The following is a 12,889-nucleotide window of genomic DNA, read 5'->3' as shown; positions in this document are numbered from 1 at the left end:
ATTGGCGAGATAGTTATGGCTGATGGAATAAAGGTTCTCCATGTGGTTGCGAATATGCGTCATGGGGGGGTTCAGTCTTGGGTTATGGACCTTATACGTAGATCTAAACGCGACCCATCATTGAAAATGGATGTGTTGACTTATTCTGATGAGAAATGGCCTTACTCTGATGAATTGAAGTCCTTGGGCATTAACGTCTTTTCTTGCAATAATCACCGGAACCCAATTTCATTGCTTAAATCAATAAGGGCCATAAATGATACTCATGGTCCTTATAATGCCATTCATGGGCATGAGATGTTCCAGAATGGGCTAGTATTAGCAATCGCATGGTTGCTTGGTATAAAAGTAAGAATTAGTCATGCTCATAACTCCGATCAGGCTGTCAAGCCTATATTTCCCCGGCGGGCATACAATTTTCTTATGCGATGGTTCATATTTGTATTCGGAACCAATCTCCTTTCTGTTAGTGACGCTGCCGGTAAAAAACTTTATGGGGATAAAATATGGGCGAGATCAAAGCGGGCTGAGATTGCCCATTGCGGGCTCGATTTTAGCTCTTATCGTAGTCATTTGCATATAAGAGGAGCGGTGCGAGATAGTATTGGCATTCCTCATGATGCTATTGTAATGGCGCATGTTGGACGGTTTGTGTACCAGAAGAATCATGAAATGCTACTGCGCATCGCTTCAGAAGTAATGAAAAATCTCCCTAATGCGTGGCTCATATGTGTGGGGGAAGGAGACTCACGATCCAGAATTGAGAATATGGCTGATGAGCTTGGCATAAAGGAACGCTGTAAATTTCTTGGTGCCAGAAACGACGTGCCACAGATTATTTTGGATTGTTGCGATATATTTGTTCTGCCTTCTCGGTTTGAAGGTTTGGGGTTGGTTATAGTGGAAGCAATGGCTGCAGGCAAGCCAAGCTTGGTCTCTGACGTTGTCCCGAATGAGGCAGACGTGATTCCTGATCTAATATTTCGGATGCCGTTGGATAAGTCTCCAAAGATCTGGGCGGATAAGGTTATGGAAATATTGAATTCCAGTCAGAGTTTCATTGGAATTGATTGCTTGAGTGTAATTGAGGCAAGTCAGCATGCGATATCTCATTCCTATGAAAAGATGAGGGGGGTGTACGGTTGTGCCCCTAATAGAGGGCTGGGCTAATTCTGCATAATGTCTTTTGCGAGGGATTGGCAAGTGAAGCAATTTTGCGTGGGCTGAGTATTATGAATAGTTTCGATGGGAAGACGTCGTATATCATATGCACTGTTAGGTATAGCGATAATTTGGGCGATGGAGTAATTGGCGATTGTTTGTCGTATCTTATTAAATGTGTCGATCCATCGGCGGCCATACAGCATTTTGATATGGCTGGGCGAATGGGTTATAGGGAGGGGGGGGTAAATGGTGAGCGAAATCTTCTTAAGAAGGTTTTTTTTGGCTCTCCATTATTTTTTAGGCCTTTATTATCAATTGGTTTTTGGGTGATTCGAACTAGAGGCGCTTTAAGTGTTGCTTGGTCAAAAGTCGAATTGCAGAAGCCAGTTTTTCTTGTTTTTGGCGGCGGGCAACTACTGTCTGATTTGGCGCTTAATTTCCCCCTCAAAATGGGATGGGTCACTAAAGTTGCCTATAAGAATAGAATTCCTATTGCTTTTAATGCACTGGGCGTTAGTAAAAAATGGAGTTGGCTAGGGCGAAAGTTGTTTAGAAATTCCCTTGCCAAAAGAGGGGTGGGGTATTTAAGTGTTCGTGATAAAGATAGTTGGGCTAATTTGATACGCAGCATGCCTGAAGCAAAAAAATCATGTAAGGTTGTTGTGGATCCAGGTATATGCGCGGCCGAGGCATACTGCCTAAATAGTGAGAGACGGTTGGCAAGTGGGAGAGTTTTAAAAATTGGCGTGGGAGTTTCAGATCCTAATGAGCTTGCGGCTTATGCCGATAAGTCAGCAATGTTCTCCAATAAAAAAATGGTTGAATTTTTCTGTGATCTCATATGTTTAATTGTTCAGCGTGGACATATTCCAGTGCTGTTTACGAATGGATCTTCAGACGATGAGTGTTTCTTGAGTGTGTTGCGTACGATTATTGCGGAGCATGGGGCTAGTGATGATGTGAATTATATGGAGCGGCCGCTACGCCCTGAGAATCTGGTGGGGAATATTGCCGAGATGGATGCAGTAATATCTCACAGGTTGCACGCTAATATAATTTCAGTGTCTTTAAACATTCCTAATGTCGCACTGGTGTGGGACGAAAAAGTTAAGTCGTTCATGCAATTGGCTGGTCGTGAAAAGTGGTGCCTGGAGCAGGGCTGTAATGCATCGGAAGTCATCTCTGCTTTGGATAATGCTTTAGAGGTAGGAGTGGATTTGGATAGTGTAAGAAAACTAAAAAATATGGCCATGGAAAACGCGAGAGACTTGGTGGCTTCTTTGAAGCATGTTGGAGGGATGTCGTGAAGGTCTATGTGATTCGTGATAGTGCTTTTACCCTCAATAATGGGGTGCCTTCATCTGATTTATTGAGTTATGATAACTTTGCAAAAAGGTACCTTGCCCGTTTCGATGAGGTTATTTTAGTTGGACGGCTATTCAAAAAAGAAGATGCTGCGGCAAAGCCTGCAGTAGGGCCGGGAGTGTCTTTTAAGGCTCTGCCTGGCTATCATGGGCCCATTGGTTTTATAAAAAATATTCCAGGAATAATTCGCGTTGTGATGTCTACATTGGAGCGTGATGCTGCGTATATTTTGCGAATCCCCACAACAGTGCCAAGCATTTATGCTTTTGTTTTGAGGCTATTAAGGATTCCTTTTTTTGTTGAGGTCGCTGCTGATCCTTATGATGGGTATAGTGCTAGGGCATTGAATAATAATATTTTATCCCCCTTTTTTCAGTTATTATTTGTCGCTATGACACGGTGGCAATGTAAAAGAGCAAATGGTGCAGCATATGTAACCGCTAATGCCCTTCAGTCCCGCTATCCTCCAGGAAATTCGGCGAGATCTTTCTCATTTACATCAATAGATCTTCATGAAGATGCGTATGTGGATATTTCACGTGCCGAGTCAGATTTTAATCTGACGCAGCCTCGTCTTGTTATGATTGGTAACATGCAAAAAACTCTTAAGGGACATGATGTGTTGTTAAAATCCCTGGCCGAGTTGCGGCTGCAGGGATATAATGTTTGTTTAACTATAATCGGGTATGGGGAGAATCGGGCAGTATACGAAAAGTTGGCTAGTGATTTGGGGATTTTGGATTTTGTTGAATTTACAGGAAAGCTTCAAAATGGGGATCCTATACGTAAAATTCTTGATACTTCAGATTTATTCGTCCTCCCCTCTCGACAGGAAGGATTACCTCGAGCCCTTCTTGAAGCCATGGCAAGAGGTCTGCCTGCAATCGCCAGTAGAGTTGGAGGGACTCCTGAACTACTAGATGATGATTCACTCGTGGAGCCGGATGATGTGACAGGTCTGCGGGATAAAATAAAATTCTTTTTAGATAATCCCGGTTTTATGATGGTGCAATCTGCAAGGAATCTAGAGGTTTCTAGGAGATATAGGGTTGAAGAGGTCACAAGGCAAAGGTTGGCATTTTATGAGAACATAATAACGGTCGTAGAATCGCGATGATTAAGTGTACGCCAGGATCCGAGTGGAGATATAGTGTAGTTCTATATCTTGTGGTTATGTGGGTGGGATACTCTTTGTTGAATTACCTCGGGGCAAACGTTGGATTGCGCCTTGTGTATACATACGTTGCTGCTAGCTTTTATTTCATCAGGCGAAGGGTTTTTTCTTTCCCATTCGCTGCCTTTTCTTTGCCTGTCCTAATGTTTTTTATGTTTGATGTCATGGAAAGGCAGGTGGATTCTGAATATTATGAGTTTCTAATAGGGAGTTATGCCTACCGGGATCTTTGGGACTTGATCGTGGGCTCATATTATTCATCTATATTGGCACTTGATTTTTCATCCTTAGCGAAGGGATCTTTCCTGTTGGTTGTATATCCCTTAATTAAAGGGGCGGGAGGGTATGATGGAATGGCATACGTGGCCTATAGTTATTTCATTTTTGCCTTGTCCGCCTTGTTGCTTTATGAGCTGGCGCTGGAATTTTGTTTGAACCACGGAATGGAGGGGAAACGTAAAATCATAGCTGGATTTTCAGTTTCAGCTTTCATGCTCTCGCCATCTCTCTTGTTTTTTTCTAATGATCTTCTTAAAGATCAGTTGTCAATGCTTCTGGTGTTGCTTGCGACATATCTTTTCATTAAGCGAAGTTATATATTTTTAGCCGGGGCACTCATCCTCGCAATGATGGTGCGGAGTTACAATCCACTTATTATTTTTTTGTTTGTTATGGCTATTCGTGCTCCGGCTAGGCATGATTATAAATTGTTCTTTTTCTTTCTCGTTGGCCTACTGTTTCTGGTGAAGTTTAATTTTGCGGCAATGGCAAATATGCTTTTTTCGTCCGGTTATGTGTTTGTTAATCCTTTCCCATTTAGGTCGGCAAGTTGGGAGATTCCGATTAATCTGGTGACAATTCAGGGCATTATTATGTCGGTTGCATTGGTTGCTGCATTGTGGCAGTTATTTAATAAGAGGTGGAGGGTTTTGGGTTTGGATAGGATTGCCCTTTCCATTATGTTGTTTGGTTGTCTATCGGTTGTGGTTGGGTTTAATAATACCGTTAATCTTCGGGGTGATTCGTATCAGGTCGGGCGTGGCGGGGATAATATGACAAGAAAAAGCTTCCCTATCTTGCCCCTTCTGATGTTGCAGCTAGGATGTGGAATTGTTGTCGTTTCTTCTATGTCCAGGTCAGTAGGGTATAGAAGAGTTAAGGAGTTAAGCGGTAGGTGACCACCATCTCGAGCTGTTGCTCGGGCGGGCAGCGCGTCTGTGAGCATGCAGCTATGAAAACAACAAACCCCGGCTCGCGCCAGGGTTTGTCAGCAGTCTGAAAGGCGGCCGATGGCCGCCTTTGCCTTTTACTTCCCCTGGCGCCGCAGGACTCAGGCGCGCCCGTAGGTATCCTCGAAGCGGACGATGTCGTCCTCGCCGAGGTAGCTGCCGGACTGCACCTCGATCAGCTCCAGCGGCAGCTTGCCGGGGTTGCGCAGGCGGTGGGTGACGCCCAGCGGGATGTAGGTGCTCTGGTTCTCGGTGAGCAGGATCACCTCGTCCCCGCGGGTGACCTCGGCGGTGCCGCTGACCACGATCCAGTGCTCGGCGCGGTGGTGGTGCATCTGCAGGCTCAGCGTGCCGCCGGGCTTGACCGTGATCCGCTTGACCTGGTGGCGCTGGCCGTTGTCGATCGAGTCGTAGGCGCCCCACGGCCGGTAGACCTTGCGGTGCCAGGTGGCCTCCGAGCGTCCCTCGCGCTTGATCCGCGCGACCACGTCCTTCACTTCCTGCATCCGCTCGCTCTTGCCGACCAGCACCGCGTCGACGGTCTCCACCACCACCACGTCCTCCAGCCCGATCATCGCGATCAGGCGGTCGCCGTAGGCGTAGGTGTTGCGGCAGTCGATGGCGATGACGTCGCCGTGGTGGGCGTTGCCGTCGGCGTCCTGCCCGGACACCTCGCGCAGCGCCGACCACGAGCCGACGTCGTTCCAGCCGGCATCCAGCGGCACCGCCGCCGCCGCGTCGGTCTTCTCCATCACCGCGTAGTCGATCGAGTCCGAGGGGCTGGCGGCGAAGGCGGCCTCGTCCAGGCGGATGAAGTCGGTGTCGCGCTTGGCCCGCTCCCAGGCCTGGCGGGCGGCCTGGGCGATGGCCGGGGCATGCCGGGCCAGTTCCTCCAGGTAGCGCGAGGCCTTGAACAGGAACATGCCGCTGTTCCAGAAGTAGTCGCCGGAGGCGAGGTAGCCCTCGGCGGTGGCCAGGTCGGGCTTCTCGACGAAGCGCTCGACCGGGCGGGCCGGTTCGTCGCCGCGGGCCTTGATGTAGCCGTAGCCGGTTTCCGGACGGGTCGGGGCGATGCCGAAGGTGACCAGCTTGCCGGTCTCGGCGGCCGCGGCGGCCACGCCGATCGCGGCATGGAACGCGGCCTCATCGGCGATCACGTGGTCCGAGGGCAAGACCAGCAGCAGCGGGTCCTGGCCCAGGGCGATGGCTTCCAGCGCGGCGACCGCGATCGCCGGGGCGGTGTTGCGCCCGGCCGGCTCGAGCAGGATCGCCGTGGGCGTCGTGCCGGCCTGCTGCAACTGCTCGGCGGCGATGAAGCGGTGCTCGGCGTTGGCGACGACGATGGGGCCGCGCGCGGCCAGCGCGGCGACCCGCTTCCAGGTCGCCTGCAACATGCTGTCTTCGCCCACCAGCGGCAGGAACTGCTTGGGGTAGGTCTCGCGCGAGAGCGGCCACAGCCGCGTGCCCGAGCCGCCGGAGAGGATGACGGGGAGAAGGTTGATCATGAAGAAACTCTCTTGGGGCCAATGAAACGCGGCTCGGTTGGCCGAGACCGCAGGAGGCGACAGCTGGCTCAAGGGGATGGTGTCGCCAATGCGGGGGGCGCTGGCTTTACTTGGCTGGCAACAACTTGGGCAATCCGGTCGCGGAATACGGGGGGCGAGAATTGCCGTGCATTCTCAATAATGTCCTGCCGCGACCATGGAGTCGAACGATTTTCGAAGGCTTCTACGGCTTCGCAGATTGATTGTTCGGTCTGCTCGGAGAAGAATGTGCCCGTGATGCCTTCCTTCACACTATCAAGAATGCCGCCCTTGCCGAATGCAATGACGGGTGTGCCGTGTGCCTGGGCTTCCACTGGCGCAATACCGAAGTCCTCCTCGGCGGCGAAGACGAATGCCTTTGCACGGCTGAGATGCTCTTCGAGCACTTCTTGTGGCTGGTAGCCGAGCACGGACACATTGGATTGGGCTATGGCTTTGACGCTTTCGAGCATGGGGCCTGCGCCGATTACAACCAATCGCTTATCGGGCATTTTGTTGAATGCCTTGACGATCAGATCGATACGCTTGTAGGGGACCATGCGGGAAGCAGTGACATAGTAGTCGCTCCGTTCCAGCTCATAGGTGCGCTGAGGGATTTCGACAGGGGGCGGGATTACGATGGAGTCACGGCCGTAGACCTTCTTGATTCGACGCGCGATGTAGCTCGAGTTGGCGATGAACTGGTCCACTCCATTTGCCGTACGGCTGTCCCACATGCGCACGTAGGACAGAACCGCTTTGGCGATCCAACCCTTGAATCCGGTTTCCAATCCGGACTCGCGGAGGTACTGATGCTGGAGATCCCACGCGTATCTGATTGGGGAGTGGCAATAGCAGATGTGCACCTGATCAGGGCCAGTCAGTACGCCTTTGGCAACGGCGTAGCTGCTGGACAGCACAACATCGAATTTGGATAGATCGAACTGCTCGATCGCGAGCGGCATTAATGGGAGGTAGCTGCGATAGCTGCTGCGAGCACGGGGGAGGTGTTGCAGGAAGCTGGTATGTACCTTGGCGCCGTGCAGGAACGCGCGTTCATTGGAAGGCAGGAAATCCACGAGGGTGAATACCTCGGCCTGCGGATACTGGAGCAGCAACTGCTCAAGTACTTTTTCTGCGCCTGCGTATACGGTCAACCAGTCGTGGATAATTGCTATTCGCATCCTGAGGGCGGCCTGTGTCCTAACATGGGGAGGGAGAGCTTGGTTCGATTCAGCGATCGATCTTGTCCAGATTCTCGTAGAAGAACCATTCGTTGCGCTCGCTGGTCAGCGGATACAGCGCGTATTTACGTCCCAGCATCGCGCCACCGTCGCGGATCAGCGGTTGCCACAACATGGTGGCGCGGGCGCGGGTGGAGCGCGGCAGCATCGTGTCGAACGGGATCGAGAAATAGATGCCCTTGTCGAAGCTGCCTTCGCCGAATTGCTCCGAGGAGACGTCGGTCTTGGTGACGTAGGCGCCCATCGTCACGCCGTTGGCGAAGGTCCGGGCGACGTCGAGGGTGGCGCCCCAGTCGCCGGCCAGGTAGCGGCCGGCGCTGAGCGAGGCCAGCACGCGCTGCTCGCGTCCGAAGGCGTAGTAGAGCGTGGCGTGGCCGGTGGTGATGCTGTAGTCGCGCAGGCCGAAGTGCTGGTCGTAGTCGCGCTGCTTCACCCAGTTGAGGTTGGCGCCCACGGCCCAGCGCTCGCCCATCGGGCGGTAGAGCAGTTCGCCGCCGGCGCCGGCGTACATCCATTCCAGGTAGCCGGCATAGGCCAGGCCGTACAGGTCGCGGCCGAGCTGGCCGGCCGTGGTCAGTTGCAGGTTGGGGACGGTGACGTCCGAGGTGGTCATGTACTGGCGCAGGTCGGTGCGCACGCGCGGCAGCTTGCTCGGCGCGTCGTACTTGAACTTGTCGTAGTTGTTGATCAGGTTGCCGCTGACGGTGCCGGTGAGCCAGGTGTTGCGGTTGAAGAACCAACTGGCCGAGTAGTTGGCCGAGATGCGGTACAGGATGAAGCCGTCCGGGCCGCCCAGGTTCTGGTTGTAGGTCACGTTGAAGCCGCCGCCGAAAGGCTTCAACGGCGCGCGGTAGAGCACGTCGGCATCGCGTATCGCAGGAGCGTTGAGTTCGGTGCCCAGCTTGAGCTGGTCCAGGTCGATGCGGTGCTCGGCGTAGTCCACGAACCGGTCGCGCGCGATGCTGGTCTCGGCCACGGGCATGCCCAGGCGCTTGTCGACCAGGGTGAACCACTCGATGTCGGCGGGCGAGGCATTGTCCAGGATGCGTGCGCTGCGCCCCAGGCCTTGTGCCGGGTAGAAGTATCGCAGCTGCTGTCCGGTGACGAACAGTTCCGATCCCCGGCGCGAGATCTCCTCGACCTGTATGCCGGCGTTGTTGCGCAACCGGCGGGCCACGTCTTCCCAGTCGGGCGCGGACGTCGCGGTGATGGCGGAGGCCTGCATGGCCGGCCGCCCGGACAGGGCCTGGTTGCTGGCCGCCGCACTGCGCTGCAGGGGTTCGGGCGGTACGTCCAGCGGCTTGGGGGCCCTCGGCGAATGACCCGGGTTGCTGCGGAAGGTGACCGCGAACATGGCCGTGTTCCCGCGTTCCCAGCCGGCAGCGAGCTGGATGTTGCGGTTGAGCGTGAACACCGCACCGAGGTTCAGCGGCGTGTCCTGCTTCTGGTTGTTGTTCTGCGGCTCGTGCTTGTAGTCGTTGCCGTCGTATTCGAGTTTCAGCTGGAGGCGGTCCCAGGGCGTCTGGTACACGATGCCGCCGAATACGCCGACGCGGCCGTGGAACATGCTCTTTCCGCTCAGGTTGCCCCATTCTCCCGTGGCGGTCGGGCGGGTCTTGAAATCCTCGTCGATCCAGCCGAGCGGGTTGCCGAAATCGCCGCGGTTGCCGATGTAGCCGGTCGCCAGGCCCAGGCTCGCGTCGATGGGGCCGAGACGCTTGCTGGCGACCAGGTACTCGCTGGAGAACAGGCCGGTGCCGCCCACGTCGCGCATGCCGAAGGCGATCTCGGGGACCCAGCGGCTTTCCCGCCAGAGCCGTACCTTGAAGTCGATCGACTTGTCCTTGTAGTTCTGGTCGCCGCTGAGGGATTCGGGGCCATAACGGCGATTGCTGACGTTGATGTAGCGGAACGCGCCCTCCAGCCAGGGAAACGGCTGCATGACCAGGTTGTACCGGCTGTAGGGCGAAGTATGCGAGGCGGTGAAGGCGATCTCGCCCTCATCGGCCATGCGGGCCGTTGGCGTCTGCAGCAGGCCGATGCCGCCCCAATCGCTTGCGGTGGGCGCGGGAGCTTGTTGCGCATGAACGACGGTGGCCGTGGCCATGGCCAGCAGGCTCAGGGTCAGGCGCGCCAGGCGCATGCCGGTTCGACGGTGCGGATGGGAAGGCTGCAGGATCAAAGGCTGGCTCCGGGCGCCGGCAGAACTTGGGTTGCGAGGAACTCGGCGAACTGTCGGTTGAACTCGGGATCGACGGTACGCGTGGCGTACTCGGTCAGCGGGACGTAGAGGATTGCGCCAGGCGCCAACGGCTGTGGCGGGCTGCGGTTCCAGAGCGCGATGCCGGCGACCTGGACGTTGCCGTCGGGCTGGACGATGTAGGCGGTATCGCGATCGGCTGCGGGGTTGCCTGGGCATGCGCGCAGGTAGGCGAGCACGTCCTGCTCGGGAACGTGTTGCAAGGCGCAGGGTTGGACTACTGCGCCGACGACCTGCACCTGGGTCGGGCGAACCGGATAGATCACCCGGTCGCCCTCGAAGGCGACCGGGTTGTACTTGGGCTGGATCTGCAGCAATCGCAGCTCCAACAATTGGCGTGGCGCCCGGCCCGTGACCGGCAGCGACTCCAGCCATGCCGACAAGGTGGCCGCAGTGTCGGAAATCGCTTTGTCGCCACTGTTGGCCAACTGCTTGAGGTCGTATTGCAGCCCGGCCTTCAGGCGTACCTGTTCGGTGAGCGCCTGCCGGCGCAGCAACGCGGCGCCCAGCACGTAGGCATCGGCGCCGGGGCGGGCGGCGGCTATGGCCTGGTCGATGCGTGCTTTGGCCGGGAGCTTGTAGAGCCCCGGCGCCCGGACCGCGCCCTCCACGCTTACACCAATGGAGTCGGTCGAAGATGCTGTCTGGGCCGCCGCGGGAACCGCGGACAGGCAAAGCAGCGCGAGGACGGCCAAACGGGGTAGCGGCATTGGTCAGGAATTCGCGGGCAGGTAGGGCTTGAGTTGCTCGATCTCTACGGTTTGGCCGGGAGCCAGGTATTGCCGGCTCTTCCAGATGAAGCCGTTCTGGTCGGCCCAGTACACGTTGGTACCGGATATGCCAGGGCCTTCCAGGGTCTCCTCGTAGCGCACCAGCTGCAGCGTGCGGTTCGGCAAGGTCACGGACTCCGTACCGATCCGGCGCAACTCTCCGGTGACGGGAACGTCGTAATGGTAGCCGGGCATCCAGTCGTAACGCCGCTGGACCTTCGCCGGACCTTCCAGCCGAGCCAGGTTGCGGAACGGATCTTCCCCCTCCACGCGCACATTGCTGTTGCGTCGCGAATCGGACATGCCGCTCAGCAAGCCGTTGCTCTGCAGGTAGAGCACGGCTTCGCGGCCTGCCATCCAGGCTTGGCGGCCTTCGTCGACATAGCCGAGGATCAACACCCCGCTGATATCGGAGGAATGCAGCAACAACTGGGGGTACGGAACGGCATCGACCTGTTGCGCCGTAGGCGTGATGTCCTGGCGCTTGAAGGCCAGCCGGATCGCATCGGTCGTTGCGCGGCTGACCGAAGTGCAACCGGCAACGACGAGCATCGCCATCGCGATCGATGCGCCGAACCCGATCCGCGCCAAGGTGGAAAGAGACTGCCGGCCCCCGGCTTTCATGTCAGTTGTCCAGGTCGTTCTTGGCGCTGGCCGCATTGGAAATGATGCTGGTGAACGGCAGCAACTGGTTGATGAAGCGGCTCCAGCGCGTCACGCCGGCAGCCCCGACGAAGATCACGTCGCCCGGCTGGACCTGGAACTGGCTGGCCACGGCGAATGCCGTCGGGGAGCGGGCCTCCAGCTGATAGACCACGGACGGGTGCTGCTGCAGGTCGCGGCTGCCGCGGATCACGTAGACCGCATCGGCCTTGGCCGTGGTTTGCGCGAGGCCGCGGGCGCGGCCCAGGGCCTGGCTCAGCGAGATGTCGTTGGTGCGGAAGCTGTAGGCGCCTGGCAAGTTGACCTCGCCGACCACGAATACTTCCTTGCGGTCCAGATATGGCACGTAGATGTTGTCGCCGTCTTTGAGATATATCCGGCGCCCGTGGCTTTGCTGGGAGAGACTTTCCAAGTCCAGCTCATAGGTGATGCCGTCGCGGGTAAGCTTGATTCCGGAAAGATCGGCTTCGGCCGGATTTAGGCCGGCTTGACTAATGGCATCGCCCAGTGTCAGCGGGACGACAGTCAACGGTACCGTGGTCGAACGCTCGGCTGCACCGGTAATCCAGATGCGATGGGCGGCGTAGGTCAGCACGGCGACATCTATCTGTGGTGCCTCAATGTACTTGGTTAGGCGCTGGCCGATTTCATCGCGCAATTCCATCGGCGTCTTGCCGGCCGCTTGGACTTTGCCGATGTAGGGATAGAACAACGAGCCATCGGCCTGGACCAGGCGTCCGGCCATCGTGGCTTGTTGCTGGGGACCAGCGGGAACGGTCAACTCGGGATGGTCCCAGACCGTGATGTAGAGCGAGTCGCCCGGGCCGACGCGGTAGGGCTCTGGCTGGTACTCGAGCAAGGCCGACGGCAACGGACCGGCTTGCTGTGCGGCCCGATCCATCGCGATCAGCTTGGGCGTGATCGGGATCAACTCCAGCTTGCCGTCCTCGCTGGTGGGTTGTTCGCGGCTGATGTCGCTGCTGCGCAAGTGTTGGCCGGGGGACCAGATGCAGCCTGACAGGGACAGGGCGGTCGCCAGCGCGGCCGAAATACGGAGGTAGGTCATCGGAGTCTTGTTCATGGGTGGACGCCAGACATAAAAAAACCCTCGCCAAGCTGCGCCCGGCGAGGGCCTCTTGATTTGCGTGACGAGCTGGATCAGCCGCCGGTGCCGCCAGTACCACCCGTGCCGCCGGTACCACCCGTGCCCGGGCCACCCGGGTTGCCCGGACCACCCGGATTGCCTGCATCGTTCTCGTTGCTCGAGCTGTCGCCGACGACGCTGTACAGCACGGCGGCAGCGGCCACGCCGGAGTAGATCCAGGCAGCGGTGTTGATGGTCGAATAATCGGCAGCAGCGGCACCCGCCGGTTGCGGCGCGGCGCCGGTGTCTTGGTTGTCCTGCTGGGGAGCGGCCCACACGGGCGCCGACAGAGCCATGGCGATGGCCGTGACGATGAGTTTCTTCATGAGTGGCTCCTGAAAATCCGTATGGGA

General features: G+C 56.5%; 11 protein-coding genes. 4 read left to right on the top strand and 7 right to left on the bottom strand.

The genetic code is table 11. The annotated features are described in order from the left end of the window. Window positions 1-126 precede the first annotated feature (126 nt). The 4 genes from M3M27_RS14220 to M3M27_RS14205 all read left to right on the top strand — a co-directional run bounded on the left by M3M27_RS14220 (window position 127) and on the right by M3M27_RS14205 (window position 4,881). Window positions 127-1,170 carry a glycosyltransferase gene (locus tag M3M27_RS14220; protein ID WP_434026038.1) on the top strand — a complete coding sequence of 348 codons (1,044 nt, stop codon included), beginning with the start codon at window positions 127-129 and terminating at the stop codon, window positions 1,168-1,170. A 62-nt stretch (window positions 1,171-1,232) separates the two neighbouring features. Continuing rightward, the gene (locus M3M27_RS14215; RefSeq protein ID WP_434026037.1) at window positions 1,233-2,471 is read left to right on the top strand and encodes a polysaccharide pyruvyl transferase family protein; all 1,239 of its coding nucleotides are present in this window, start codon (window positions 1,233-1,235) and stop codon (window positions 2,469-2,471) included. After that, window positions 2,468-3,646 carry a glycosyltransferase gene (locus M3M27_RS14210; RefSeq protein ID WP_434026036.1) on the top strand — a complete coding sequence of 393 codons (1,179 nt, stop codon included), beginning with the start codon at window positions 2,468-2,470 and terminating at the stop codon, window positions 3,644-3,646. The genes M3M27_RS14215 and M3M27_RS14210 overlap by 4 nt, the downstream gene beginning before the upstream one ends. Before the next feature lie 77 nt (window positions 3,647-3,723). After that, window positions 3,724-4,881: a hypothetical protein gene (locus tag M3M27_RS14205; protein ID WP_434026034.1), complete on the top strand. Its 1,158-nt coding sequence runs from the start codon at window positions 3,724-3,726 to the stop codon at window positions 4,879-4,881. Between the two features lie 152 nt (window positions 4,882-5,033). Here M3M27_RS14205 and M3M27_RS14200 read toward each other — a convergent pair whose 3' ends face one another. The 7 genes from M3M27_RS14200 to M3M27_RS14170 all read right to left on the bottom strand — a co-directional run bounded on the left by M3M27_RS14200 (window position 5,034) and on the right by M3M27_RS14170 (window position 12,862). Then, window positions 5,034-6,437, bottom strand: a complete 1,404-nt coding sequence (locus M3M27_RS14200) for a mannose-1-phosphate guanylyltransferase/mannose-6-phosphate isomerase (RefSeq protein ID WP_434026033.1) — start codon at window positions 6,435-6,437, stop codon at window positions 5,034-5,036. Window positions 6,438-6,505: 68 nt separating this feature from the next. Beyond that, window positions 6,506-7,639 (bottom strand): glycosyltransferase family 4 protein, encoded by a 1,134-nt coding sequence (locus M3M27_RS14195; RefSeq protein WP_434026032.1) that lies wholly within the window; start codon window positions 7,637-7,639, stop codon window positions 6,506-6,508. 49 nt (window positions 7,640-7,688) lie between these two features. After that, window positions 7,689-9,842 (bottom strand): YjbH domain-containing protein, encoded by a 2,154-nt coding sequence (locus tag M3M27_RS14190; protein ID WP_434026031.1) that lies wholly within the window; start codon window positions 9,840-9,842, stop codon window positions 7,689-7,691. Window positions 9,843-9,877: 35 nt separating this feature from the next. Further along, on the bottom strand, window positions 9,878-10,669 hold the full coding sequence (locus M3M27_RS14185) for a capsule biosynthesis GfcC family protein (protein WP_140722663.1): 792 nt from the start codon (window positions 10,667-10,669) through the stop codon (window positions 9,878-9,880). Window positions 10,670-10,672: 3 nt separating this feature from the next. Further along, window positions 10,673-11,353: a YjbF family lipoprotein gene (locus tag M3M27_RS14180; RefSeq protein ID WP_177497730.1), complete on the bottom strand. Its 681-nt coding sequence runs from the start codon at window positions 11,351-11,353 to the stop codon at window positions 10,673-10,675. A 1-nt stretch (window position 11,354) separates the two neighbouring features. Continuing rightward, window positions 11,355-12,473, bottom strand: a complete 1,119-nt coding sequence (locus M3M27_RS14175; RefSeq protein ID WP_434026030.1) for a polysaccharide biosynthesis/export family protein — start codon at window positions 12,471-12,473, stop codon at window positions 11,355-11,357. A 77-nt stretch (window positions 12,474-12,550) separates the two neighbouring features. After that, window positions 12,551-12,862 (bottom strand): hypothetical protein, encoded by a 312-nt coding sequence (locus tag M3M27_RS14170; RefSeq protein ID WP_434026029.1) that lies wholly within the window; start codon window positions 12,860-12,862, stop codon window positions 12,551-12,553. Between the last annotated feature and the right edge of the window lie 27 nt (window positions 12,863-12,889).

The sequence above is a fragment of the Xanthomonas boreopolis genome, from assembly GCF_046529185.1.
Lineage (GTDB): Bacteria > Pseudomonadota > Gammaproteobacteria > Xanthomonadales > Xanthomonadaceae > Pseudomonas_S > Pseudomonas_S boreopolis.
The sequence above is the reverse complement of the archived record's forward strand: the minus strand, read 5'-3'. Positions and strand labels throughout refer to the sequence as shown.

What these genes read in the sequence shown, in the direction of transcription:
- M3M27_RS14220 (WP_434026038.1), top strand. Translation starts at nt 127, where the DNA reads ATGGATGTGTTGACTTATTCTGATGAGAAATGGCCTTACTCTGATGAA.
- M3M27_RS14215 (WP_434026037.1), top strand. Translation starts at nt 1,233, where the DNA reads ATGAATAGTTTCGATGGGAAGACGTCGTATATCATATGCACTGTTAGG.
- M3M27_RS14200 (WP_434026033.1), bottom strand. Translation starts at nt 6,437, where the DNA reads ATGATCAACCTTCTCCCCGTCATCCTCTCCGGCGGCTCGGGCACGCGG.
- M3M27_RS14195 (WP_434026032.1), bottom strand. Translation starts at nt 7,639, where the DNA reads ATGCGAATAGCAATTATCCACGACTGGTTGACCGTATACGCAGGCGCA.
- M3M27_RS14190 (WP_434026031.1), bottom strand. Translation starts at nt 9,842, where the DNA reads ATGCGCCTGGCGCGCCTGACCCTGAGCCTGCTGGCCATGGCCACGGCC.
- M3M27_RS14185 (WP_140722663.1), bottom strand. Translation starts at nt 10,669, where the DNA reads ATGCCGCTACCCCGTTTGGCCGTCCTCGCGCTGCTTTGCCTGTCCGCG.
- M3M27_RS14180 (WP_177497730.1), bottom strand. Translation starts at nt 11,353, where the DNA reads ATGAAAGCCGGGGGCCGGCAGTCTCTTTCCACCTTGGCGCGGATCGGG.
- M3M27_RS14175 (WP_434026030.1), bottom strand. Translation starts at nt 12,473, where the DNA reads ATGAACAAGACTCCGATGACCTACCTCCGTATTTCGGCCGCGCTGGCG.
- M3M27_RS14170 (WP_434026029.1), bottom strand. Translation starts at nt 12,862, where the DNA reads ATGAAGAAACTCATCGTCACGGCCATCGCCATGGCTCTGTCGGCGCCC.